This window comes from Burkholderia savannae, assembly GCF_001524445.2.
In the GTDB taxonomy this organism is placed as follows: Bacteria; Pseudomonadota; Gammaproteobacteria; order Burkholderiales; family Burkholderiaceae; genus Burkholderia; species Burkholderia savannae.
This window is the reverse complement of record NZ_CP013418.1, coordinates 2,676,783-2,701,864: the sequence shown is the minus strand read 5'-3', so window position 1 is coordinate 2,701,864 and position 25,082 is coordinate 2,676,783. Positions and strand designations below refer to the sequence as shown.

The window sequence follows — 25,082 nt, the reverse complement described above, 5'->3', positions numbered from 1 at the left end:
GCGGATCGTGTCGCACGGACGGCGGCGTGCGGCCAGCGCGCGCGTCACGCGGCGCTCGCATCCTTCGGAATCCGAAGTCCCGCGAGGAAGCCGCGCGGCGTGTAGCGCATCAGGATCAGACCGCGATGCTTCGCGGCCGTCGCGCGCACGAACGCGAGCCCGAGCCCGAAGCCGCCGCGCTGCGCGCCGCCCGCCGGCACGAGCCGCACGAACGATTCGGTCGCGGCCGCGCGCTGCTCGGGCGCGATGCCGGCGCCTTCGTCCTCGACGCCGATCAGCCAGCCGTCGCCGTCCTCGACGAGCGTGCAGCGCACCTCCGAGCCCGCCGGCCCATACTTCAGCGCGTTGTCGACGAGATTGGCGACCGCGCGCGTGAGCATCATCCGGTCGCCGATGCACAGGCACTCCGTCGGCGGCACGTCGGCGCTCACGCGGCTGCCGACGCTGCCCGCTTTCTCCCACATCTGGTCGACGGCATCGAGCACGACCTCGTTCAGGCTCACCGTCTCGCTCGGCCGCTTCTCCGATTGCGCGCGCGTCAGATGAATGAAGCCGTCGGCGAGCGCGAGCGCGCGGCGCGCGTGCGTCTCGATCCGCTCGAGAATCGGCGGCATCGCGCCGTGCTCGTTGCGATAGACGTCGAGCAGCGCGAGGATCGACGTCTGCGGCGTGCGCATGTCGTGCGACAGGAAATCGAGCACCTCGTCGCGCTGCCGCAGCATCAGGTAGGAATTCGAGTGGTAGCGGATGCGCGCGATCAGCTCGATCGTGTCGGGCAACTTGACGAGATAGTCGTTCGCGCCGGCGACGAACGCCGCGCGCTTGACGACAGGCTCTTCCTTCGCCGAGAGCACGATGATCGGCACGCGCGCCGTCTGCGCGTCGGCGCGCCATGCGCGCACGAGATCAAGGCCGTCGATGTCGGGCATCACGAGGTCCTGCAGGATCACGGTCGGCTTCACTTCCCTCGCCATCGCGAGCGCGCGCTGCGCGTCGGTGCACGTGTGCAGCACGATGTCGCGCTCCGGGACGAGCGAGCGGCGAATCACTTCGCCGACGAACGCCTGGTCGTCGACCAGCAGCACCGAGATCCCCGATTCAAGCGAATCCGAAGCATTATCCCTACTCGTTTTGTTCATCATGTCGTAGCGCTACGCAATCGTTGCCTTGTTGCCTGTTCCAGCCCCGTTCGTCGCTCGCCTGCCCGGCTGGTTCAGCATGCGATCGCGTGAGCGCGAGCCCGCCGTTCCTCGTGAACGGCAATGAAACGGGCCCTCATTCTTTCTTAAAACGAATATAAAGTGCTGATGTTAAATGAAATTAAGTCCGCTCGCTGATCTCGCTCGATAATCGATGCGCATTTCACTCCTTTTTACGATCGAGTCATCGTTCGATCAGGTAAAAGCGTGTGTCGGAGCGGCCCGGCTGATTTCGTGGTCACAATGCGCCGGATACGCGCGGCGCGCAATTGCATCCGAGCAGTGTGTTATCTGCTCGCCACAGTGCGGTTTATCAATCGAGCTCGCGACGCCGGAAGATGAAGGGAGCGCAAACGTTTTCTTCGACGCAAGTCATCGCATGTTCGCCGAACCTGCGCGGCCTGCCGGAAATCGGCCTGCGGCGCCCGCTCGACGGGCGTTTGACGCGCGCGCGCGACACGCGCCGGCGCTCGGCTCTCGGCTCTCGGCTCTCGGCTCTCGGCTCGACGCCTCACACATGCACGAAGCCGCCCGGTTCGGCCGGACGCGCCGTCAGATTGACCGTCCGGTCGGTGAACGATAGCATCTCCAATCGATGCGGCGGCGCGCATCGCCGTCAATGCCGGCGTGAGCGGGAACGCTTCGCGCGCCGCCCCCCCGGTTTTTCGAGACGGCGACGATCGCGACCATTGCCGCCTTATCTCGATATTCGGCAATTGCCGTTTAATACGCGGCCGCCACTTTCTTATCCAATTATTCTGCGCATCCTCATGAATACGAGTTACAACGTCGGCGAAACTATCTCGAAAATGGTCACGTTCGACATTGAATCCGTTCGCCGATTTGCCGCGCTCGCCGGCGACATGAATCCGCTGCATCACGACGAGGCGCTCGCCGGATCGACGCGATTCGGCGGACTGATCGTCAGCGGCACGCACTATTCGGCGCTGATGATGGGGATGGTCGCGACGTTCCTCAGCGAGCGGCGGCCGGCGCTCGGGCTCGAATTCGAATTTCAGTTCCGCAAGGCGGTCGCGGCGGGCGATACGGCGACGATGGAACGGCGGATCGTCGCGATCGAGCCGAACCCGAAGCTCAAAGGCGACGTCGTGCGCCTCGAAGGCACGCTGCGCAACGCGGCGGGCGACGTCTGCGTGCTCGCGAAGTCGACGAGCCTCAGCCTGCCGGGCCACGCGATCGCGGCGGCGTAGCGCGCAAGGCGCCGTTGCCGCGATTCGCGGCCGTCTTGTCGCGGCGGCCGCTGCGCATTTCGCCCTGCATCGACGCCAAGCACCGCCCGTCGCGCTCGCCCGCTTCCCGCGCGCCGATCCGCCGGATGCTCGTGACGAAAGGATAGGTCTGCGGAATCGCACGCCGAGCGCACCGAACAAGCCGAGCGCGCAGCGAAGCGGCGGCGACGCGCGCGACGGCGGCACCGCATCACGCCGCCGCGCCGCAATCAACGCTTGCGCACCACCATGAGCCGCAGCTCGGTCATGTCCTCGATCGCGTAGCGAATCCCTTCGCGGCCGAGCCCCGAATCCTTCACGCCGCCGTACGGCATGTTGTCGACGCGGAACGACGGCACATCGTTGATCACGACGCCGCCCACTTCGAGCTCGTCCCACGCGCGCTGCGCGTGCGCGAGCGAATCGGTGAACACGCCCGCCTGCAGGCCGAAATCGCTGTCGTTCACGCGCGCGAGCGCGTCGTCGAAATCGGAGAACGTCTCGAGCAGCGCGACGGGGCCGAACGCCTCCTTGCGATACAGATCCTGATCGCGGCCGACGTTCTCGAGCAGCGTCGCCTCGAACATCGCGCCGTCGACGCCGCCGCCCGCGACAATCCTCGCGCCCGCCGCGACGGCCGCTTCCATCCAGCCGGCCAGCCGCCGCGCCTCGGATTCGGAGATCATCGGGCCGACGAACGTCGCCGGGTCCTTCGGATCGCCCATCTTCAGCGAGCGCGTCTTCGCGATCAGCTTCTCGCGCAGCGCGTCGTAGACATCCGCATGCGCGATGATCCGCTGCACGCCGATGCAACTCTGCCCTGACTGGTAGTACGCGCCGAACGCGAGCCGCTCGACGACGTAGTCGAGCCGCTCGCGCTGATCGGCGTCGACGATCGCGGCCGCGTTGCCGCCGAGTTCGAGCACGACCTTCTTCTTGCCCGCCTTCTTCTTCAGCTCCCAGCCGACCGCGGGCGAGCCCGTGAACGACAGCAGCTTGAAGCGCTCGTCGGTCGTGAAGAGATCGGCGCCGTCGCGATGCGCGGGCAGGATCGAGAACGCGCCCTTCGGCAAATCGGTTTGCGCGAGCACTTCGCCGATGATCAGCGCGCCGATCGGCGTGCGGCTCGCGGGTTTCAGCACGAACGGGCAGCCCGCGGCGAGCGCGGGCGCGACCTTGTGCGCGGCGAGGTTCAGCGGAAAGTTGAACGGCGAGATGAACGAGCACGGCCCGATCGGCACGCGCTTGTAATAGCCGCTGTAGCCCTGCGCGCGCGGCGAGATTTCGAGGTTGATGAGGCCGCCCTCGATGCGCACCGATTCCTCCGCCGCGACGCGGAACGTGTCGATGAGGCGCGTCACTTCACCCTTCGAATCGTTGATCGGCTTGCCCGCCTCGATGCACAGCGCTTCGGCCAGCTCGTCGAAGCGCTCGCGAAACCGCGCGACGCAGTGCTCGAGGATCGCCTGCCGCCTGAACGCCGGCAGCTCGCGCAGCGGCTTTTGCGCGGCGACGGCCGCGCCGATCGCGGCGTCGATCGCCTTCGCGTCGGCGAGCGCGACGCGCGTCGCGACCTCGCCGCTGTACTTGTCGGTGACGTCGAGATCGGTGTTCGCGTACACCGCCTCGTTCGCGAGGTAATACGGATAGGTTTCCTTCAGCATGTCGAATCACTCCGTCCGGTTTGATGCGCCGTGCCGCCCACTGCGGTCACAACTGCGCCGACAGGCGCTTGATTTCGCGATTGAGCACGCGCTCGTTGTCCGAGTAGTCGATCGGCACGTCGATCAGATGCACGCCCGGCGACGCAAAGCATTCGCGCACGAGAGGCTCGAGTTCGTCGGCCGACGCGATCCGGTGCCCATGCGCGCCGTAGCTCTGCGCGTACGCGACGAAATCCGGGTTCGCGAGCGTCATCGCGTAATCGGGGAAGTTCATGTTCTCCTGCTTCCAGCGGATCATTCCGAACGCGTCGTCGCGCAGGATCATCACGACGAGGTCGAGCTTGAGCCGCACCGCCGTTTCGAGCTCCTGAGAATTCATCATGAAGCCGCCGTCGCCGCACACGGCCATCACCTTGCGTTGCGGATGCACGATCTTCGTCGCGATCGCCGACGGCAGGCCCGCGCCCATCGACGCAAGCGCGTTGTCGAGCAGCAGCGAATTCGGCTCGTGCGCGCGCCAGTAGCGCGCGAACCAGATCTTGTACATGCCGTTGTCGAGGCAGACGATGCCGTCCTCCGGCATCGACCGGTACAGATCGTTGACGATCCGCACCGGATACATCGGAAAGCGCGGATCGTCCTGCCCTTTCTTCAGGTGCGCCTCGAAGTGCTCCTTGATCAGCATGAAGCGCGAGAAATCCCAGTGCGGTTGGCGCGCGAGCGTCTCCTTCATCTGCCACACCGCGTTCGCGATGTCCCCGACGACCTCGATCTGCGGGAAGTACACGGGATCGACCTGCGCGCCGAGGAAGTTCACGTGGATCACGGTCTTGTCGTCGGCGCGCATGAAGAACGGCGGCTTCTCGATCACGTCGTGGCCGACGTTGATGATGCAGTCCGCGTGCTCGATCGCGCGGTGCACGAAATCGCCGTCCGACAGCGTCGCGTTGCCGAGCCACAGCGGATGCGTTTCGTCGATCACGCCCTTGCCCATCTGCGTCGTGAAGAACGGTATGCCCGTCGTGTCGACGAATTCCTTGAGCATCTTGCGGGTCGTCTTGCGATTGCCGCCCGCGCCGATCATCAAGAGCGGATGGCGCGCCGCCTGGATCGCTTCGGCCGCGTGCGCGACCGCCTTCTCCTCGGCGATCGGCCGGCGGCTGTAGCTCGCGGGAATCGGCTTGCCGTCGCCCTCCTCGTGCGCGATGTCCTCGGGCAATTCGAGGTGCGTGGCGCCGGGGCGCTCTTCCTCCGCGCGCCGGAACGCCTCGCGCACCGCCGACGGAATGTTGCCGATCGACACGATCTGCCGCGTGAGCTTCGTGAGCGGCTGCATCATCCCGACCACGTCGACGATCTGGAAATGGCCCTGCTTGCTCGACTTGATCGGCTTTTGCCCGGTGATCATCAGCATCGGCATGCCGCCCAGCTGCGCATACGCGGCCGCCGTCACGAAATTCGTCGCGCCGGGGCCGAGCGTCGCGAGGCACACGCCCGTCTTGCCGGTCAGCCGCCCGTAGGTGGCCGCCATGAAGCCCGCCGCCTGCTCGTGGCGGGTCAGTACGAGCTTGATGCGGGAGCGCCGCAGGGACTCGAGGAGATCGAGGTTTTCCTCGCCGGGAATGCCGAACACATACTGGACGCCTTCCGCCTCCAGCGCCTTCACGAACAGATCGGATGCTTTCATGGGGACTCTCGGTTGGTGCCGCGCCTCCGGCTTACGGCGCGCGCGGCGTTGAGCGACGCTTACGCCGGCCTACGGCGCACGCGACCCTTTCCTTCGACAGACAAAAGCAAAAGCAAGCAGAGCGAAACAGCCGCGGCGATGGGCTGCGCGGCCCGCTATTTCCGGCCGCGGCCGGACGGCTGCCGGCGCGCGATCGACGCCGCATCGGCGGCGCATCGGTGGCGGCGATTCTCGATTGTAGGAGATCGCCGAAAAAGCCGCTTCGAGGCGGGCAGCTTACGAAACGATGACACGCCGGAGGGCAATGCGCGTCGCGCCGCGCACACCGCTATCCCTTCGCGTGCTGCGCCGCGATCTCCTGCAAGTCGAGATCGCGTTCGAGCAGGTACAGCATCTCGTCGTGGATCTGGCCGCCGCGATGCAGCCGCAGCAGCTCCGCACGGCCGGCCGCGATCGCCGCGAGCACGACGTCGTAGTGCGCGTTGCGCTCGTGCTCCGGAAACGCCGGCTCGTTCTGATGGCGCGCGGTCACGTTCGCGCGGTACGTATATTGCTCGAGCAGCCGCGGATGAATGAGGTTGCCGCCGGCGTCGCGCACGAGCGGCTGGATCGCCGTGAGCTGCGCGGCCTCGACGCGCGCCCACGTCTGCGGTTCCGTCAGATGATGCGGCGCGGGCCCCGGATCGCGCAGCCTCAGCAGTTGAATCAGCGGCCCGATCGTCGTGCCCTGCAGCAGCACGGTGACGAGGATCACCGCGAATGCGGCGACGAGGATCAAATCGCGGCCCGGCATCGCGTCCGGCAGCGACAGCGCGATCGCGAGCGTCACGACGCCGCGCATTCCCGCCCAGCTCATCACGGCCGCCGCCTTCCAGTCGGCGAGCGGTCCACGCCCGCGCACGCGCGCGACGGGCGCCTTCAGCAGCTCGACCGCGAACACCCAGACGAAGCGCGACACGACGACGGCGGCCAGCACCGCGACCACCGCGGGCGTCATCGTCGCGAACACCTCGCCGAGCCCGCCGAGCCGCTCGATCACGCCGCGCAGCGACAGGCCGATCAACACGAACACGAGCGCCTCGAGCAGGAACACGATCACCTGCCAGAACGCGGTGCCGCGATTGCGCACCGACGCGGAGAACACCTCGTGCTGATGCCAGCCGAGCATCATCCCGGTCGTCACGGTCGCGATCACGCCGGACACCTCGAACATCTCGCCCGCGATGTAGCTGATCCATGCGGCGAGAACGGCCGTCGTGATCACGAGATAGTCGTCCTCGATGAGTTTCAGGAAGCGCACGATCAGCCAGCCGACGACGAAGCCCACCGCGACGCCGCCGAAGCCGAGCTCCGCGAAGCGCACGAGCGCGTCGCCCGCGCTGAACGCGCCCGTCAGCGCGGCGGCGAGCGCGAAGCGAAACAGCACGAGCCCCGCCGCGTCGTTCAGCAGGCTCTCGCCTTCGAGCAGCACCATCAGCCGGCGCGGCAGCGCGACGCGCTCGAGCACGGCCTTCGCGGCGACCGCGTCGGGCGGCGACACGATCGCGCCGAGCGCGAAGCACGCGGCCCATGGCAGGCCCGGCGCGACGAGATGCACGGCCAAGCCGACCGCGAACGTGGTGAACGCGACCGCGCCGATCGCGAGCATCATGATGCCGCCGACGTTGCGCTTGAACTCCTCCCATACCGAGAAGTACGCGCCGTCCATCAGCAGCGGCGGCAAGAACACGATCAGCACGAGATCGGGATCGAGATCGACGGGCGGCAAGCCGGGCAGGAACGCGATGCCCGCGCCGCCGACGAGCAGCGCGGCGGCGGGCGGCAGCTTGAGCCGCTTCGCGAGCAGCTCGAGCGCGACGATCGCGAGAAACGACAGCAGGACGAGCTTGAATGCCGAGACCGGAGACATGGGTGCGCCTTCCACGCGAGAGTTAAACGGCCGAACGACGGGCGGCCGATCGCGCGATTACAGCATGCCGACGCATGCGGCGTCGAGCGCGCAATCGTCAAATTCGTTCAGGATGCCGATGCTTCGGCGCGCTGATCTCGCTGATCTCGCTGATCCCGGCGAAAGCGCCGAAAACGCAGCGGCGACGAACGCGCGCGCTCAGAAAGGCAGCGCGCCCGCCCAGCGCGCGAGGCTCGACACCGCATAGAGCCCGAGCCCGATCAGCCCGCCGACCAGCGTGCCGTTGATCCGGATGTATTGCAGATCCTTGCCGATGTTCAGCTCGATCTGCCGCGACATCTCGCGCGCGTCCCAGTTCTTCACGGTGTCGCTGATGTGCCGCGTCAGGAACTCGGCGAACTCGGGCGCCATCTCGCTCGCCGCGCGCTCGACGTGCTCGTTCATCGAGTCGCGCAATTGCGGGCTCTGCGCGAGCCGCTCGCCGAGCCAGCCGCCGAGCGCCGTCGCGCGCTGGTGGACGACCGAATCGTCGCGCGCGAGATCGGCCTTCAGCCAGGCGCGAAGCTGGTCCCACATGTCCTTCACGTAGCGGTTGAACACGTCGCCGTCGCGCAGATAGCGTTTGATTTCCTCACCCTTCTCGATGAACGCGGGGTCGCGCTTCAATCGCACCACGAGGCGCGCTGCCGCGTCGTCGAAGCTGCGCCGCAGCCGATGCTCGGGGTCCTCGGCGATCTGCGTGAGCACTCGCGTCACGACGTTCGAGATCAGCTCCGCGCCGTGCTCGCCGAGCCAGCTCGTCGGCAGCAGCTTCTCCATCTTCGGAAACTGGTATTTCAGCCAGTCGACGATGTACGTCGCGATCGACGCGCGATTGTCGGGATCGCGAAGGAATCCGACGATCTGCGCGATCCCGTCGTCGAGCAACGCCTGATGGCGGCCGTCCTTCGTCAGCGTGTCGAGGATCGCGCCCGCGGATCGCGACAGGTCGATCCGGTCGAGCGCCGCATGAAACGCGTCCTTCACGAACGACTGGATTCGCGCGTCGTCGGTCATGTCGAGCCCGAACGCGACGAGACGCGTCGCGTAGCCGCCCAGCACGTGCGCGTTGCGCGGCGTCGCGAGCCACTGCGCGAGCCGGGCCGCCGGGTCGTGCCGCTTGATCAGCGCGACGATCGACGCCGGGTCGAGAAACTTCTCCTGGACGAATGCGGCGAGATTGTCGGCGATCTTTTCCTTGTTCTGCGGAATGATCTCCGTGTGCCGCGACACGAACGGTATCGGCACGCGCCGAAACAGCGCGACGACCGCGAACCAGTCGGCGAGCGCGCCGACCATCGACGCCTCCGCGATCGCCTTGACGCCGTCGATCCAGAAGCCGCGCGGCGCGAACAGCGTCGCCGCGAACACGCCCGCCGCGGCGAGCAGCAGCGCGAGCGCGCGCCGCTTGCTGTTTCGGAGTTCCCGTTCCTTGTCGTCGAGCATCGCGATTCGGTCGTATCGATTTCGTCTCGTCACGCGCGCGGCGGCGCGGACGGCAGGAACTTCACCATCAACCATTCGTCCGCGTAGCCGTTCGCTCCCTTGAGCGCGCGCGGCTCGACGCCGTACGCGACGAAGCCGTGCCGCTCGTAGAACGCGCGCGCCGCGCCGTTGCCGTCGGCGACGGCGAGCGTCACCTGCTCGGCCGCTTGCTCCGCGGCCGCGAGCACCGCGTCGAGCAGCGCCGCGCCGACGCCGCGCCGCCTTGCAGCGGGTGCGACATACATGCCCCACAGGAAGCCCTTGTGACGCTCCTTCGCACCTTCCTGACGCTTGAAGCCGGCCATGCCTGCGATCGCGCCGTCGACGTACGCACCGAACACGATCGCGCTGTCGAGCCGCTCGGCGAACGCGACCGGCGGCCGCGCGGCCTCGGCTTCGTAGGTCGAGCCGAATGCGTCCGGCGCGTCCTTCAGCGCGGCGAGGCGGATCGCGCGATAGTCGGCCGCGTGCGCGGCGCGAAGGCGCCTGATTTCGATGCAAGGCGAGGATGCCGGATGGGCCATGACGGGCTTCGCGAGCAAGAATGACGGACTCGTCAGATGGTACACCGGGCGGCGCGCGGCTCGGTTGACCCGCGTCGCCGGCGACACTTAGAATGCCTTCGCGCGGCGCCCCGGCCTGCCGCGCCGTCGATTCGACGATCATCCAGACAGATGCCCGAAGGAGGTCTCAACGTGCCGGATCGCGCCGCCCGCCGCGGCTTGCCGCTGCACCGCCCCACCCGCTTCATGACGGCCGCCGCGCGCGCGCTCGTGGTGTGCGCGGCGCTCGGGCTCGCCGGCTGCGCGACGCATCCGCCCGCCACCGCGCTCGACCGCACGGTCTCCTACGCGTTGCCGCCCGGCACGTCGACGCCCCTCGCGGCCGCGCTCGCCACGCAAGCGCCGCTGCACCCGGGCGAATCGGGCTTTCTCGTGCTGCCGCGCGGCGACGAGGCGCTGCAGATGCGCATCGCGGTCGCGCGCGCGGCGACGAAGACGCTCGACATTCAGTACTACATCGCCGCCGAGGACACGACGGGCAAGCTGCTGCTCGGCGCCGCGCTATACGCGGCCGACCGCGGCGTGCGCGTGCGGATGCTCGTCGACGATCTGAATTTCAAGGACGTCGACAAGCTGATGTCCGCGCTCGACGCGCACGCGAACCTCGAAGTGCGCGTGTTCAATCCGTTCGGCGCCGCACGCCGTGGGATGCTCGCGCGCACGACGAACCTCTTCACGCAGATCGACAATTTCACGCGCCGGATGCACAACAAGGCAATGATCGCGGACAACCAGATCGCGATCGTCGGCGGCCGCAATCTCGGCGACGAGTATTTCAACGCGAGCCCGACGCTGCAGTTCCGCGATCTCGACGTGCTCGCGGCCGGCCCCGTCACGCGCGACATTTCGGCGAGCTTCGACGCGTACTGGGCGAGCGCGCTCACGTATCCGCTGCCGGCGCTGAATCGGCGGCACTACGACGCGACCGATCTGGACGCGGCGCGCGAGGCGCTGCGGGCGCACTGGCGCGCGAACGCGACGCCGTACAACGCGAAGCCGCTGAACGCGACGCCGCTTTCCGCGCAGATCGCGCGCAGCGAACTCGGCCTCGTCTGGGCGAGCGCCGAGTTCACCGCCGATTCGCCCGACAAGATCGCCGCGCCCGACGACAGCTACAAAAGCCCGCCGATGCAGCGGCTCATCGCGCTGACGCGCGACGCGCAGCGCGAATTCCTCGTGCTGTCGCCGTATTTCGTGCCGCACAAGGCGGGCGTGAAGGCGCTCGGCCAGTTGACCGCGCGCGGCGTACGCGTAGCGATCCTGACGAATTCGCTCGCGGCGACGGATGCCGTCGCCGTGCAGGCCGGCTACGCGCCGTATCGCGTGCCGATGTTGCGGCACGGCGTCGAGCTGTACGAATACAAGCCGGATCAGGCACGCGCGCGCATCGGCATGCTCGGCTCGCGCTCGCGCGCGAGCCTGCATGCGAAGGCGTACGTGATCGATCGGAAAATTCTCGTGATCGGCTCGATGAATCTCGATCCGCGCTCCGCGCACCTGAACACGGAGCTCGCGCTCGTGATTCACAGCCCGCAACTCGCGAACGAAGTCGCGAACCTGTTCGACGAAGTGACGAAGCCGGCGATCAGCTACCGCGTGACGCTCGCGCCCCACGCGCCGGATGCGCTCCAGACGGCGGGCGCGAGCGCGACGGCGTGGCCGCTCGTGTGGACCGAGGTCGCCGACGGCCGCGTGCGCACGTACAGCGTCGATCCGAACGCGGGCTTCTATCGGAACCTGCTGGCGGGGCTGTGCCTGCTGTTGCCGATCGACGATCAGCTTTGACGCGCGGCGCGGCGCAGCCCGTCGCCGCGCCGCGCCCGCCCGCGCATGTTGCGCTTACAACGCCGCGCGAATCCGCTCCGCCAGCGCTTGCAGTTCCGCCGCATCGGCCATCTCGCGCGCGTGCATCTTGAGCGGCTCGTCGGCCCAGCGCGGGATCACGTGGAAATGCACGTGCGGCACCGTCTGGCCCGCCGCCGCGCCGTTGAACTGGCCGATGAACAGCCCTTCCGGTTCGAGCGTCTTGCGCAGCGCGAGCGCGACGCGCTTCACCATCTTCATCGATTCCGCCGCCGCTTCTTCGGACAGCTCGTAGAACGTCTCCGCCGCCTCCTTCGGCACGACGAGCGCATGGCCCTTCGATTGCGGCATGATGTCCATGAACGCGAGCGTCGTGTCCGTTTCGCACAACCGGATGCACGGCACCTCGCCACGCAGGATCTTCGCAAAAATGTTCGATTGATCGTAGGCCATCAAAGTCTCCCGGCTCGCGAGCCTGTCTGTCGGATGTCAGTCAACACGCGATTCTTACCGCTCGCGCGCGAACGCGCAAGCGATACGGCGCGAGAAGGCGCACGCGCGCAAGCGTCCGGCGCTCGCACGCGTGCGTGACGGCATCGATCGGGCAGCCGTTCCGCAAGGCGCGGACGCTACGCGCTACGCACCGCGAGGCAACATCGAGCGCAACGCGGCGGACGGGTCCGCGAGGCGCGCGGGATCGAGCACGACGTTCGCCGTCATCAATCGGCGGCACGCGGAGATCTCGCGCCCCGCGTTGACGGCCGCGACCGCCTTCAGCTCGCCGCGCGCGTTCAGCGCGAACACGCAAAACGCGCCGTCGCGCTCGGGCGAGCCGCGCAGCACGAGCGTCTGCTCGCCGTCGAAGAGGCCGAGCGTCTGCAGATTGCAGTCGTACTGATCGGACCACAGCCACGGCCATTCCGCGTAAGTCTCGGCGCCGCCGAGCATGTTCGCCGCCGCGACGGCCGGCTGGTTCTCCGCGACCTGCCACGACTCGATCCGCAGATCACGGCCGACGAGCGGATTGAAATGCCGCGTGACCTCGCCCGCCGCGAAGATCGCCGGATCGGCGGTGCGGCACCCGTCGTCCACGCAGATGCCGTTGTCGACGTCGAGCCCCGCCGCCTGCGCGAGCTCGACGTTCGGCACGACGCCGATGCCGGCCACGACCACGTCGGCCTCGACGTCGCCCGCGCTCGTCTCGACGACGGCCGCGCCGCTCGCGCAGCGGCGGATGCGCTCGGGCAGCGCGGCGAGCCGCACGTCGACGCCGCGCCGCGCATGCAGCGCGAGCGCGAATGCACTGACGACTTCGGGCATTCCGCGCTGAAGCAGGCGCGGCGCGGGATCGACGACCGTCGCGCGGCAGCCGAGCCGCACGGCCGACGCGGCCACTTCGAGCCCGATGAAGCCGCCGCCCAGCACCACGACGCGCTTGCCCGGCGCGAGCGCCGCGCGCAACGCGCGCGCGTCGGCGACCGTGCGCACGTAGTGAACAGGCACGCCGGCGTCGATCGGCCCGGCGAAGCGCCGAACGCGCGAGCCGGTCGCGATCAGCAAACGCGCGTAGCCGACGCTCGCGCCGTCGCTCAAGCGCACCCGCTGCGCGGCGCGCTCGATCGCGTCGACGCGCACGCCGAGCCGCAGCGCGATGTCGCGCTCGCGATACCACGCGGCGTCGCGCACGAACGCGCGGCGCTCGCCTTCGTCCGCTTCGACGAGCGCGTCCTTCGACAGCGCCGGCCGGTCGTACGGCAGCTCGAGCTCCGCGCCGATCATCACGATGCGCGCGGCCGGATCGCGCGCGCGCATCGTCTCGGCCGCGCGCCGCGCCGCGTGCCCGCCGCCCGCGATCAGATACGGATCATTCGTCGACATGGATCTCGACCTGTCCGTCGACGATGCGGATCGGATACGCGCGCACGGCTTCGGTCACCGGCGCGCATTTCGGCGCGCCCGTCCGGATGTCGAAGAGCCCCTGATGCAGCGGGCACTCGACGCAGCCGTCCTCGACGAATCCTTCGGACAACCGAGCATGCCCGTGCGTGCACAGGTCGTGCAGCGCGAACACGTCGTCGCCGATCCGAAACACCGCGACCGGCCTGTTGCCGACGACGCGCGCGGCCGGCTCGTCCGCCGAGAACTCGTCGAGTGCGCCGAGCGGATGCCACGCGGCGACGGTTTCGTTGCTCATGCTTCGAACTCCTGGTGAAAATCAGATCGGCGTCGCGAGCAGCGTCTGCACGCGCGACGTGTCGTAAATCACGCGCTTCTTCTTGTAGCGCAGCCCCTCGGCCGTGCGCACGACCGTGTCGTAATACTTGCCCGCCTGGTAGACGTTCGATTCGCCGTCGCTGCGCGTCTGCACGACGACGTAGCTGCTCTCCGTCTCGATCTCACCGCCGTTCCCGCCGACGATCGTGAGCCCGGACGTCATGTGCCGGTACGTGTGCGCCTCGTAAATGTTCGCGTGGCGCAGCGACACGACGCGGTCGCGCAGCATCCGCCGGTTCGTGCAGTAGACGATGCCGATCGGCAAGCCCATGTCGGCGTTTTCCTTCGGAACGATCTCGTACAGGCAGTCTTCGGTGAAAAGCTCCGGCCACCGTTCGAGCCGATCGTTGTCGAGGTGGCCGATGTAACGGTCCTGCAGCATGTGCAGTTCGAACCAGGTGCGGATATCGCCGGTGATGTCGTCGGTGATGTCGGTCATGTTCGTCTCCCCTTCAATAGCCCATCAGCTTCTGGTAGCCGACCCAGAACTTGCGGATCAGGCTTTCGGTGATCGCCGTGTCCTGCTGGTCCGGATTGCCTCGCGACATCTCGATCACCGACGCCGCATCCGCGTCGCGCACCGTGCCGCGCTGCACGAGCTCGGTCGCCTCGGTGTCCTCCATCGAGATGTAGCCCGCGGGCCCGACGAGGTTCGCCTGCTTGATCCGCAATGCGCGCAGCTCGGGCGTGTCGTCCGCGTAGCCGAAGAAGTGGAAGATCAGCTCGAAGTTCTTCGGCCCTTTCGGCAGCAGCTGACGCGCGACGAGCGTGTTGTGGATCTGCTGGATCACGAGCTGCGGAAAGATCGGCTGGATGTGGTTCGTCGTGTCCTCGTCGTACTCGGACACGAGCGCGAGGATCGAATCGTCCTCGAGCGAGAAACCTTCGTCGAACGAACGGATGTTCTGCTGCTTGTATGCGCTCGCGGTGTCGGCGTCCTCGCGCGTCTTCGTCATCGTGATGATGCTGTGCAGGCCGTGCGTCGCATCGGGAATCGAGCGCGCCTTCATCCCGACGCGGAAGATGTTGAACGTCGTGTGAAACAGGTGCAGCATGCTCGCGTGATACGGGTCCTTCACGTTCTCGAAGTACAGCTTCCAGTTCGATTTCGAATACTGGCGCGTGCAGCCGAGATACTCGACCGGCTTATGGAAGATGCGGTCGATCCACGGGCGCATCTGCGCGCCGAGATAGTCGGGCAACGGCGCGACGTCGTCGCTGAACGTCGCGAACACGAGGCCCTTGTAGCTGTCGACGCGCAGCTTGCGCAGCCCGTGGTTTTTCGGATCGAAATCCGCGGGCATCCCGGTCATGCCCTTCTGGCCGCGCCGAAACGGCACGCCGAGCAGGTTGCCCTGATTGTCGAAGCTCCACTGGTGGTAGACGCACGTGTGCGAGCTCGCGTTGCCGCGCGCCTTGCGGCACACCTGCGCGCCGCGATGCGCGCAGCGGTTCACCCACACGGCGAGCGCGCCGTCCTCGCCTCGCGTGACGACGACGGGCGTGTCGCCGACGAACGTGCTCTTGAAGTCGCCAGGCTTCGGAATCTCCGCTTCGAGCGCGACGAAATTCCACGTCGGCCCGCGGAAGATCCGCTCCTGCTCGCGGTCGTACACCGCTTGCGAGCTGAACACCTTGTACGGCACGCGCGATCCGTCGTCGCGCGGGAATCGCACGTCGGACGAATCGGCGCGATTGATCAGCGATACTGGCGATTCGGTCGTTTCCATCGTTGTCTCCTGTCGATCGGAGCCAGCGCTTCAGCGCTCACTCCACTCCCATGCAAGATGCTTGCGGTTGAGGCGGACGACAATCCGCCTGACGAGACCGATTTTTGAAACGCTAGAATTCGCCGTCTATCCGGAAAGTGCGATTGCGGCGGCGCAGTATCCACTTCCGGCGGATTTCCGCGCTACGATGCGCGCATCAGACATGCCGCCCGGCCGACGAACGATATTCAGGACGCCGGCGCTTTGTGCGAGGCAGACGATCATGCCCCCGACCCCATTCGACCCGCTCGCGCTGCGCGGGCACCGGCTGTTCGAATCGCGCGACCTCGACGAGACGCGCGAGCGGATCTCGCGCGTGATGCAGCCGCATGCGCTGCTGCCGGACGGCACGCGCCATGGGCCGTCGCACATGGATTTCGTGCGGCTCGGCGGGCTTGGAATCGGAACCATTGCGTTCGGCGACGCGATGCGCGTGCGCATCGACGCGGTCGACGGCTACCACCTGTTGATGTTTTGTCTGACCGGCAGCGCGCAGGTCCGCACGATGGGCCGCGCGTTCGACGTCGATGCGCACACGGGCGTGCTGTGCGCGCCCGGCGAGCCGTTCGACGCGCATTTGTCCCGCGATTGCGAGCAGTTCGTCCTCCGTATCGATGCGGCGACGCTCGCCGCGCACGCGGGCGACGCGGCCGCGTCGCTCGACCCGGTGATCGGCGTCGACGATTCGGCGCTGAGCGCGTGGATGCAGCAGTTGAAGCTCGTCGCGCGCTCGCCCGAGCTGATCGCGAGCGCGAGCGCGAACCCGCGCGTCGCGGCCGCGCTCGAACAACTGCTGCTCGATCTGCTGATCGACGGCCATCCGCCCGCCGCCGCGCCCGTGCGGCGCGCCGATCCCGCGCCCGGCTTCGTGCGGCGCGCGCAGGAATTCATCGACGTCCAGTTCGCGCTGCCGCTGCAACTCGCCGACATCGCACAGGCGGCGGGCGTGCCCGAGCGCACGCTGCGCGACGGCTTCCTGCAGTTTCGCGGGATGAGCCCGATGCAGTACCTGCGCAAGCTGCGCCTCGACCGCGCGCGCGAACTGCTGCGCGCGGCGGGGCCCGACCGCCGGATCGCCGAGATCGCGCTCGACTGCGGATTCGCGCATTTCGGCCGCTTCGCGCTCGCATACCGGGAACGGTTCGGCGAACTGCCTTCCGCGACGCTCGCCGGCGAGCGCGACGCCTGATTCTTACGTTTCCCCTTCATCCGCGCGGCGCGCGGCGTCAGCGGCCCGCCATCAGCTCGCGCGCGAGCGAGCAGAACAGCGCGGTCGCGCGGCTTTCGTCGTGCAGCCGCCGGCTCAGGATGATCGGCGACGTCGCGACGGGCTCCGGCAGCCGCCGGTAGACGACGCCCTTCACCCTCACCCCTTCGACGCTCTCCGGCACGAGCGACACGCCCACTTGCGCGGCGACGAGCCCGAGCGCCGTCTGCAGCTCGCGCACCTCGTGCACCGCCGCGGGCGCGAGCCCGCCGTCGCGCAGCGCGGACAGCTGCTGATCGGCGAAGCTCGGCCGCGGCGTGCTCGGGTACACGATCAGCGTCTGCCCGGCGACGTCCGCGAGCGAGATCGGCGCATCCGGCGCGGCGAGCGGATGGCCGTGCGGCAGCGCCGCGATCAGCCGCTCCTCGACGAGCACCTCGCGCACGAGCTGGTCGTCGTCGAAACGCAGCCGGCCGAAGCCGATGTCGATGCGCCCGCCCTTGAGCGCGCCCAGTTGCTCTAGCGTGAACATTTCGATCAGCGACAGCTCGACCGCCGGCGCGGCCTCGCGAAACGCGCGAATCACGTCGGGCAGCGCGCCGTACAGCGTCGACGGCACGAAGCCGATCACGATGCGCTCGGCCGCCTGCGCGAGCCGCCGCGTGAGCGGCGCGAGTTCGTCGGCCTGCTCGAGCACGCGCCGCGCCTGCGCGTACAGCACCCGCCCCGCGTCGGTCAGCTTCAGCGGCCGCGCGCCGCGCTCGAAGAGCGGCAGGCCGATCTCGTCCTCGATCAGTTGCAACTGGCGGCTGAGCGGCGGCTGCGTCATGTGCAGCCGCTGCGCGGCGCGCGTGATGTTCATCTCCTCGGCCACCGCGATGAAATACCGGAGCTGACGCAGTTCCATGCATACCTCGAAAGTATGGAAGTAGTCGGAAAGGGTGTTGGACGCCGCCGCGCGTTTGTTTCTACCATGTGTGCGACAGGAGGATTCCGATGATAGCAACAGGCATCACCATCGACCGCATCGAGACGCTGCTCGTCGACGTGCCGACGATCCGGCCGCACAAGCTGTCGGTTGCGACGATGAACCGCCAGACGCTCGTGCTCGTGCGCGTTCGATGCTCGGACGGTATCGAAGGCGTCGGCGAAGGCACGACGATCGGCGGTCTCGCGTACGGCGAAGAAAGCCCCGAGAGCATCAAGACGAACGTCGACACCTATTTCGCGCCGCTGCTGCAAGGCGCGGACGCGACCCGTCCGGGCGCCGCGATGGCGCACGTGCGCAAGCTGTTCCAGGGCAACCGCTTCGCGAAATGCGCGCTCGAGACGGCCCTCTTCGACGCGCAGGCGCGCCGTCTCGGCGTGCCGCTCTCCGAACTGTTCGGCGGCCGCGCGACCGATGCGCTCGACGTCGCATGGACGCTCGCGAGCGGCGACACCGGCCGCGACATTGCGGAGGCCGAAGCGATGCTCGAGGCGCGCCGCCATCGCGCGTTCAAGCTGAAGATCGGCGCGCGCGCGGTGGCCGACGACGTCGCGCACGTCGTCGCGATCAAGCGCGCGCTCGGCGAGCGCGGCGACGTGCGCGTCGACGTGAACCAGGCGTGGACCGAAAGCGAGGCGGTGTGGGCGGGCGCAAGGCTCGCGCAAGCCGGCGTGAGCCTCGTCGAGCAGCCGATCGCCGCCGCGAACCGCGCGGGCCTCAAACGCCTGACCGCGCTCGCGCACATTCCGATCATGGCCGACGAGGCGCTGCACGGCCCCGTCGATGCGTTCGCGCTCGCGCGCGACCGCGCGGCCGACGTGTTCGCGGTGAAGATCGCGCAATCGGGCGGCCTGCAAGGCGCGGCCGCCGTCGCCGCGATCGCGGCCGCGGCCGGCATCGAGCTGTACGGCGGCACGATGCTCGAAGGCGCGGCCGGCACGATCGCGTCGGCGCAGCTCTTCAGCACGTTCGGCCCGCTCAAGTGGGGCACCGAGCTGTTCGGCCCGCTGCTGCTGACCGAGGAGATTCTCGTCGAGCCGCTGCGCTACGCGGATTTCAAGCTGCACCTGCCGGCCGCCCCCGGCCTCGGCATCACATTCGACTGGGCCCGCATCGAGCGGATGCGACGCCGGGCCCGCTGACCACGCCATCATTCTTTGATATTGGAGACGCAGATGAACAAGGAAGCCATCGACGCCCTGCTGAAGTCGTTCGACGACGCCGCGACGAAGCCCGGCAACCCGCGCGTGCGCGCGATCGTCAATCGGATCGTGAAGGATCTGTTCCACACGATCGAGGATTTCGACGTGCAGCCGAGCGAGTTCTGGACCGCGCTCAACTACCTGAACGAAGCGGGCAAGGAATTCGGCCTGATCGCAGCCGGCCTCGGCTTCGAGCGCTTCCTGGACGTGCGGATGGACGAAGCCGAAGCGAAAGCGGGCCTGCAAGGCGGCACGCCGCGCACGATCGAGGGGCCGCTGTACGTCGCGGGCGCGCCGGAATCGGTCGGCCACGCGCGGCTCGACGACGGCACCGATCCGGGCCAGACGCTCGTGATGCGCGGCCGCGTGCTCGGGCAAGACGGCGCGCCGCTCGCGAACGCGCTCGTCGAAGTGTGGCACGCGAACCATCTCGGCAATTATTCGTACTTCGATCCGTCTCAGCCGGCGTTCAATCTGCGCCGCTCGATCCGCACCGGCGCCGACGGCCGCTACAGCTTCCGCAGCGTGCTGCCCGTCGGCTACAGCGTGCCGCCCGGCAGCAAGACCGAGCAGTTGCTCGACCAGCTCGGCCGCCACGGGCACCGCCCCGCGCACATCCACTTCTTCGTGTCCGCGCCGGGCCATCGCAAGCTGACGACGCAGATCAACATCGAGGGCGATCCGCACATCTGGGACGACTTCGCGTTCGCGACACGCGAGGGCCTGATTCCGAAGATCGAGCAGGCCGAAGGCGCGCAAGGCAAGCCGTACGGCGTCGACGGCCGGTTCGCGCTGATCGATTTCGACTTCTCGCTGACGCCCGAGCGCGGCGACGTGCCGGCGAGCGAAGTCGAGCGCGTTCGCGCGCAAGCGTGACGGGTGTCGCGATCACGTTCAACACAAGGAGCGAACCATGCTGTTTCATGTGGAAATGACCGTCAACCTGCCCGTCGACATCGATCCGGTGAAGGCGGCGAGCCTGAAGTCGGAAGAAAAGGAAATGGCGCAGCGGCTGCAGCGCGAAGGCGTGTGGCGGCACCTGTGGCGCGTCGCGGGCCGCTACGCGAACGTCAGCATCTTCGACGTCGAGAGCCCCGCGCACCTGCACGACGTGCTGAGCCAATTGCCGCTGTTCCCGTACATGCAGATCGACGTGCGCGCGCTGTGCCGTCATCCGTCGTCGATCCGCGACGACGATCGCTGAGCGGCGGCGCACCTCTTCGCAATGCGCCGCCCCGACGAAAACGCCGCCCGTCGCCAGGCGGCGCGCATCGCTCGATCGCTGCCGCCCGGCTCGCTCGTCGGAGACTTACGCGCGTGCGATGCCGCCCGCGCATCCGCTGAGGCGCGCCGCCCAGATTGAGCCGATCGCCCGCCGATGCGCCTGCTCATTCGCCTGCTCATTCACCGACCAACTCGCCTCGACACGACGACGCCGACATCCCCGAGCGTCGCATTCCGCCGCGCTACCCGCTGCGCCCCGGCGCCGACCAGCCGCCGCCGAGCGCCTTGTACAGCGTGATCAGGTTCGACTGCTTCGCCAGCAGATCCGTGACGAGCTGCTGTTGCGCGGTGTACAGCGTACGCTGCGCGTCGAGCAGCGTGAGGAAGCTGTCGGTGCCATTCCGGTAGCGCGCCTGGGCAAGCGCGTAGTATTCCTGCGCCGACGCGACGTATTCGCGGTCGGCTGCCACCTGCTCGACATAGGTCTCGCGCCCGACAAGCGCATTCGCGACTTCCTTGAACGCGGTCTGGATCGCCTTCTCGTAGTCGGCGATGTCGATGTCCTTCTCGATCTTCGCGACGTCGAGCGACGCCTTGTTGCTGCCGTAATCGAAAATCGGCATCGTGATCGTCGGCGCGAACGTCCATGCGCCGCTGCCCGCCTTGAATAGGCCCGACAGGCTGCTGCTCGACGTGCCCGCCGACGCGGTCAACGCGATCTTCGGGAAGAACGCCGCGCGCGCCGCGCCGATATTCGCGTTCGCGGCCTTCAGCGTGTGCTCGGCCTCGACGATGTCCGGCCGGCGCGCCAGCAGGTCCGACGGCACGCCCGCGCCGATATCCTCCAGCAGGCTCCGGCTCTCCAGCGTCCCGGCGGGCGGCAGATCGTCGGGCAGCGGACAGCCGATCGCCGCGACGAGATTGTTGAGATCCTGCTCGACCGCGCGCGTGTAGGACGCGAGGCTCGCCCGCGCGCTCGCGAGCGAGTTCTGCGCCTGCCGAACGTCCTGCAGCGACGCGTTGCCGATCTTCATGCTCGCCATCGTCAAATCGAGCGTCTGCCGATCGGCGGCCACCGTGTCGGCGGCGATCTTCAACAGCGCGCCGTCCGCGAGCCATTGCAGATAATCGGTCGCCACCGTCGCGATCAGACTGATCTGCGTGCTCGTGCGCGACGCGTCGGTCGCGAGATACTGTTCGAGCGCCTGCCGCTTCAGGCTGCGCAGCCGCCCAAAGAAATCGATCTCCCAAGACGTGGTGCCGACACTCACGCTGCTGGAGCCGAGACCGGACTCCGTGCCGAGCGCGCGCTCGCGCGTGAGCGAGCCGGACGCGTCGATCGCCGGCGCGAGATTCGCCCGTGCGATCCGGTACTGCGCCTCGTATTCGGCGACGTTCAGCGCGGCGACGCGCAAATCGCGGTTATTGTCGAGCGCGAGCGCGATCAGCCGCTGCAGCCGCGCGTCCTTGAAGAAATCGCGCCAGCCCACGTCGGCCGCGAGCGGCGCCTGCGCCGTACGCGACACCGCGGCATCGGATGCGTACGCCGGCCACGCCGCTTCGACGGGCGACGCGGGACGCTGATACGCGGGATCGAGCGAACAGGCGCTCAGCGCGATCGCGCAGGCCAGACTCAAAGTCTTGAATTTCATGCTTCGCCCTCGCCGGCCTGTTGCGTGTCGCTCGAATGGCCGTGCTCGCCGAACAACCTGCGCACGACGACAAAGAAAATCGGCACGAAGAAGATCGCGAGCGCCGTCGCGGCGACCATCCCGCCCGTCACGCCCGTGCCGATCGCACGCCGGCTCGCCGAGCCCGCGCCCGTGCTGATCACGAGCGGCAGCACGCCGAACACGAACGCGAGCGACGTCATCAGGATCGGCCTCAGCCGCATGTGCGCGGCTTCCAGCGCCGCGTCGATCAACCCGCGCCCTTCCGCCTGCAGATCCTTCGCGAATTCGACGATCAGGATTGCGTTCTTCGTCGACAGCCCGATCGTCGCGAGCAGCCCGACCTTGAAATAGATGTCGTTCGACAGCCCGCGCAGATGCGCGCCGAGCAACGCGCCCAGCACGCCGAGCGGCACCACCAGAATCACCGCGAGCGGCACGGACCAGCTCTCGTAAAGACCCGCCAGGCACAGAAACACGACGATCAGCGAGATCGCGTAAAGATAGACCGCCTGCGATCCGGCGAGCCGCTCCTGATAGGACTGGCCGGTCCATTCGACGCCGAACCCGGCCGGCAACTGCTTCGCGAGCCGCTCGACGGCCGTCATCGCCTGCCCCGTGCTCGCGCCCGGGCCGGTCTGCGCGGACATTTCCATCGCGAGCGTGCGGTTGTAGCGCTCGATCTGCGGCGGCCCGAACGTCCAGCGGCTCGTCGAGAACGCGGAGAACGGCACCATCGATCCGTCGTAATTCGTCGCCCCCGATGACGTGGAAGACGAAGACGAGGACGACGACGAAGCCTTCACGTACCATTGATCGATGTCGGCGGGCATCATCCGGAAGGGCGCGTCGGCCTGCACGTAAACCTTCTGAATGCGCCCCGTATCGACATAGTTGTTCACGTAGGTCGAGCCGAACGCGGTCTGCAACGTGCCGTCGACGTCCGAGATCGACAGCCCGAGCGCGCTTGCCTTCTCGCGATCGATGTCGATGTGGAACTGCGGCGCATCTTCGAGGCCGGACGGCCGCATCAGCGCGAGCGCCGGGTCCTTCGCAGCCAGCGTCATCAGCCGGTTGCGCGCGGCGAGCAGCTTGTCGTGCCCCTGTCCGCCGCGATCCTCGAGCTCGAAATCGAGGCCGCTCTGCGTGCCGAGGTCGTGAATCGCGGGCGGATTCATCACGAACACCTGCGCATCGCGTTCCTTCGCGAAATGCGCGTTCGCGCGCGCGATGATCGCGGTGGCCGTCTGGCCGGACGCGGTCCGCACGCTCCAGTTCTTCAGCGAAACGAATGCGAGCGCGTTGTTCTGGCCTTGTCCGTTGAAGCTGAAACCGTTGACCGTGATCATCTGGTCGACCGACGGTTCGTCCTTCAGGAAGTAGCGTTCGACCCGCTCGACCGTCTTCAGCGTTTGCCCGGCAGGCGTGCCGACCGGCGTCGAGATCGACACGAGGAAATAGCCCTGGTCTTCGTCCGGCAGATACGACGACGGCAGCTTGACGTAAAGCCATGCAACGAGCGCGCCGATCAGCGCGTAGACGATCAGGTAGCGCCCCGGCCGGCCGACCATCCGCACGAGCGTCGCGCTATAGCGAGCGTTGCCGGCCGCGAACGCGCGATTAAACCAGCCGAGGAAACCGCGCCGCGCGTGATGCTCGACGTCGGCGCGCTTGAGCAGCGTCGCGCACAGCGCGGGCGTAAGCGTCATCGCGAGCACGACCGACAGCGCCATCGCCGCGACGATCGTGATCGAAAACTGCCGGTAGATCGCCCCCGTCGATCCGGAAAAGAACGCCATCGGAATGAACACGGCGGTCAGCACCGTCGTGATGCCGACGAGCGCACCCGTGATCTGTCCCATCGCCTTGCGGGTCGCGTCCTTCGGTCCGAGCTTCTCCTCGGCCATGATCCGCTCGACATTCTCGACCACGACGATCGCGTCGTCGACGAGCAGGCCGATTGCGAGCACCATGCCGAACATCGACAGCACGTTGATCGAGAAGCCGACTGCGGCCATCACCGCGAACGTGCCGAGCAGCGCGACCGGCACGACGATGGTCGGGATCAGCGTCGCGCGCACGTTCTGCAGGAACAGGTACATCACGAGGAACACCAGCACGACCGCCTCGACGAGCGTCTTCAGCACCTCCTCGATCGAGATCCGCACGAACGGCGTCGTATCGTACGGATACGTGATTGCGAGGTCATTCGGCAATTGCGGCTTCAGCTCATCGATCTTCGCGCGTACGGCGGTCTCGACCGTCATCGCGTTCGCGCCCGTCGCGAGTTTGATCGCGAGCGCGGCGGCCGGCTTGCCGTTCAGCCGCGACGACGTATCGTAGCTGTCGCCGCCCACTTCGACGCGCGCGACGTCCTTCAATCGCACTTTCGAGCCGTTGGCGTTCACGCGCAGCAGAATGTCGCCGAATTGCTCCGGCGTGGTCAGGAGGCTGGCGGCGGAAATCGTCGCGTTGAGCGCCTGCGCGTCGGTGGCGGGCGCGCCGCCCAACTGCCCGACCGACATCTGCACGTTCTGGTTGGTGATCGCTGTCGTCACGTCGGATGTCGCGACGCCGAAGCCATGCATCTTCACCGGATCGAGCCAGATCCGCATCGCATGTTGCGCGCCGAACAGCGTGACGTCGCCGACGCCGCTTACCTGCGTGAGCTGATCCTCGAGCTGCGTCGCGATCACGTTGCCGAGATCGATCGAATCGAGGCTGCCGCCCGGCGACGACAATGCGACGATCATCAGGAAATCGCTCGCCGATTTCGCGACCTGCACGCCCTGCTCCTGCACAGTCTGCGGTAGCGACGACGTCGCCTGGCTGACCTTGTTCTGCACCTGCACCTGCGCGATGTCGGGATCGGTGCCGGGCTGGAACGTCAGCGTGATCGTCGCCTGGCCGGCCGCGCTGCTCTTCGAAGACAGGTACAGCAGATTGTCGATGCCGCTCAGCTTCTGCTCGATCACCTGCGTGACGGTGGCCGCGATCGTCTCGGCGGATGCGCCGGGATAGGTGGCCGTGATCTGCACCGAAGGCGGCGCAATGCTCGGATACTGCTCGACCGGTAGTGTCGTGACCGACGCCGCGCCGATCATCATCACGACGATCGCCATCACCCACGCGAGAATCGGACGGTTGATGAAGAAGCTCGCCATGCCGCC

At 67.6% G+C, this 25,082-nt stretch carries 20 protein-coding genes; 6 read left to right on the top strand and 14 right to left on the bottom strand.

Annotation, left to right across the window (positions count from 1 at the left end; genetic code table 11):
- Positions 1 to 44 precede the first annotated feature (44 nt).
- Positions 45 to 1,142, bottom strand: coding sequence for a hybrid sensor histidine kinase/response regulator (locus WS78_RS32980; protein WP_059581092.1), 1,098 nt, complete (start codon positions 1,140 to 1,142; stop codon positions 45 to 47).
- 326 nt (positions 1,143 to 1,468) lie between these two features.
- Here WS78_RS32980 and WS78_RS37885 point away from each other — a divergent pair, with 326 nt between their 5' ends.
- Positions 1,469 to 2,410 carry a MaoC family dehydratase gene (locus WS78_RS37885; RefSeq protein ID WP_226377273.1) on the top strand — a complete coding sequence of 314 codons (942 nt, stop codon included), beginning with the start codon at positions 1,469 to 1,471 and terminating at the stop codon, positions 2,408 to 2,410.
- Between the two features lie 248 nt (positions 2,411 to 2,658).
- On the opposite strand, the gene WS78_RS32970 is transcribed toward WS78_RS37885, so the two are convergent.
- From WS78_RS32970 to WS78_RS32940, 5 genes are all read right to left on the bottom strand, one after another.
- Positions 2,659 to 4,092 (bottom strand): aldehyde dehydrogenase family protein, encoded by a 1,434-nt coding sequence (locus WS78_RS32970; protein ID WP_059581088.1) that lies wholly within the window; start codon positions 4,090 to 4,092, stop codon positions 2,659 to 2,661.
- A gap of 46 nt (positions 4,093 to 4,138) precedes the next feature.
- Positions 4,139 to 5,779 (bottom strand): acetolactate synthase large subunit, encoded by a 1,641-nt coding sequence (locus WS78_RS32965; protein ID WP_038751030.1) that lies wholly within the window; start codon positions 5,777 to 5,779, stop codon positions 4,139 to 4,141.
- Positions 5,780 to 6,107: 328 nt separating this feature from the next.
- The gene (locus tag WS78_RS32955) at positions 6,108 to 7,688 is read right to left on the bottom strand and encodes a Na+/H+ antiporter (protein WP_059581084.1); all 1,581 of its coding nucleotides are present in this window, start codon (positions 7,686 to 7,688) and stop codon (positions 6,108 to 6,110) included.
- A gap of 198 nt (positions 7,689 to 7,886) precedes the next feature.
- Positions 7,887 to 9,173, bottom strand: coding sequence for a DUF445 domain-containing protein (locus tag WS78_RS32945; protein WP_038751025.1), 1,287 nt, complete (start codon positions 9,171 to 9,173; stop codon positions 7,887 to 7,889).
- Positions 9,174 to 9,202: 29 nt separating this feature from the next.
- Positions 9,203 to 9,736, bottom strand: coding sequence for a GNAT family N-acetyltransferase (locus tag WS78_RS32940; RefSeq protein ID WP_059581298.1), 534 nt, complete (start codon positions 9,734 to 9,736; stop codon positions 9,203 to 9,205).
- Between the two features lie 171 nt (positions 9,737 to 9,907).
- On the opposite strand from WS78_RS32940, the gene WS78_RS32935 reads away from it, so the two are divergent.
- A complete protein-coding gene (locus WS78_RS32935; RefSeq protein ID WP_059581294.1) occupies positions 9,908 to 11,560 on the top strand; it encodes a phospholipase D family protein in 1,653 nt (550 codons plus the stop codon).
- A 54-nt stretch (positions 11,561 to 11,614) separates the two neighbouring features.
- On the opposite strand, the gene WS78_RS32930 is transcribed toward WS78_RS32935, so the two are convergent.
- The 5 genes from WS78_RS32930 to andAc all read right to left on the bottom strand — a co-directional run bounded on the left by WS78_RS32930 (position 11,615) and on the right by andAc (position 15,582).
- Positions 11,615 to 12,031: an HIT family protein gene (locus WS78_RS32930; RefSeq protein WP_038751023.1), complete on the bottom strand. Its 417-nt coding sequence runs from the start codon at positions 12,029 to 12,031 to the stop codon at positions 11,615 to 11,617.
- A gap of 183 nt (positions 12,032 to 12,214) precedes the next feature.
- Complete coding sequence (andAa, locus tag WS78_RS32925; protein ID WP_059581076.1) at positions 12,215 to 13,456, bottom strand: anthranilate 1,2-dioxygenase system ferredoxin--NAD(+) reductase; 1,242 nt, start codon at positions 13,454 to 13,456, stop codon at positions 12,215 to 12,217.
- Entirely contained in the window at positions 13,443 to 13,772 is a 330-nt protein-coding gene (gene andAb, locus WS78_RS32920; RefSeq protein ID WP_038751020.1) for an anthranilate 1,2-dioxygenase ferredoxin subunit AndAb, read from the bottom strand. The genes andAa and andAb overlap by 14 nt, the downstream gene beginning before the upstream one ends.
- A 21-nt stretch (positions 13,773 to 13,793) precedes the next feature.
- Positions 13,794 to 14,291 carry an anthranilate 1,2-dioxygenase small subunit AndAd gene (andAd, locus tag WS78_RS32915; protein WP_038751018.1) on the bottom strand — a complete coding sequence of 166 codons (498 nt, stop codon included), beginning with the start codon at positions 14,289 to 14,291 and terminating at the stop codon, positions 13,794 to 13,796.
- A 13-nt stretch (positions 14,292 to 14,304) separates the two neighbouring features.
- On the bottom strand, positions 14,305 to 15,582 hold the full coding sequence (gene andAc / locus WS78_RS32910) for an anthranilate 1,2-dioxygenase large subunit AndAc (protein ID WP_038751016.1): 1,278 nt from the start codon (positions 15,580 to 15,582) through the stop codon (positions 14,305 to 14,307).
- 202 nt (positions 15,583 to 15,784) lie between these two features.
- Here andAc and andR point away from each other — a divergent pair, with 202 nt between their 5' ends.
- Entirely contained in the window at positions 15,785 to 16,810 is a 1,026-nt protein-coding gene (andR, locus tag WS78_RS32905) for an anthranilate 1,2-dioxygenase regulatory protein AndR (protein ID WP_059581290.1), read from the top strand.
- A 37-nt stretch (positions 16,811 to 16,847) separates the two neighbouring features.
- Here andR and WS78_RS32900 read toward each other — a convergent pair whose 3' ends face one another.
- On the bottom strand, positions 16,848 to 17,735 hold the full coding sequence (locus WS78_RS32900; protein ID WP_038751012.1) for a LysR family transcriptional regulator: 888 nt from the start codon (positions 17,733 to 17,735) through the stop codon (positions 16,848 to 16,850).
- 89 nt (positions 17,736 to 17,824) lie between these two features.
- Between WS78_RS32900 and WS78_RS32895 the strand changes: the two genes are divergently transcribed.
- From WS78_RS32895 to catC, 3 genes are read left to right on the top strand one after another with little or no spacing between them, the layout of a single operon-like run.
- Complete coding sequence (locus tag WS78_RS32895) at positions 17,825 to 18,958, top strand: muconate/chloromuconate family cycloisomerase (protein WP_038751011.1); 1,134 nt, start codon at positions 17,825 to 17,827, stop codon at positions 18,956 to 18,958.
- 33 nt (positions 18,959 to 18,991) lie between these two features.
- Positions 18,992 to 19,894 (top strand): catechol 1,2-dioxygenase, encoded by a 903-nt coding sequence (gene catA / locus WS78_RS32890; RefSeq protein WP_038751063.1) that lies wholly within the window; start codon positions 18,992 to 18,994, stop codon positions 19,892 to 19,894.
- 37 nt (positions 19,895 to 19,931) lie between these two features.
- On the top strand, positions 19,932 to 20,222 hold the full coding sequence (gene catC, locus WS78_RS32885; RefSeq protein WP_038751009.1) for a muconolactone Delta-isomerase: 291 nt from the start codon (positions 19,932 to 19,934) through the stop codon (positions 20,220 to 20,222).
- 262 nt (positions 20,223 to 20,484) lie between these two features.
- Here catC and WS78_RS32880 read toward each other — a convergent pair whose 3' ends face one another.
- Positions 20,485 to 21,894 (bottom strand): efflux transporter outer membrane subunit, encoded by a 1,410-nt coding sequence (locus WS78_RS32880; RefSeq protein WP_038751007.1) that lies wholly within the window; start codon positions 21,892 to 21,894, stop codon positions 20,485 to 20,487.
- Positions 21,891 to 25,076, bottom strand: coding sequence for an efflux RND transporter permease subunit (locus WS78_RS32875; RefSeq protein WP_059581072.1), 3,186 nt, complete (start codon positions 25,074 to 25,076; stop codon positions 21,891 to 21,893). The genes WS78_RS32880 and WS78_RS32875 overlap by 4 nt, the downstream gene beginning before the upstream one ends.
- Positions 25,077 to 25,082 lie beyond the last annotated feature (6 nt).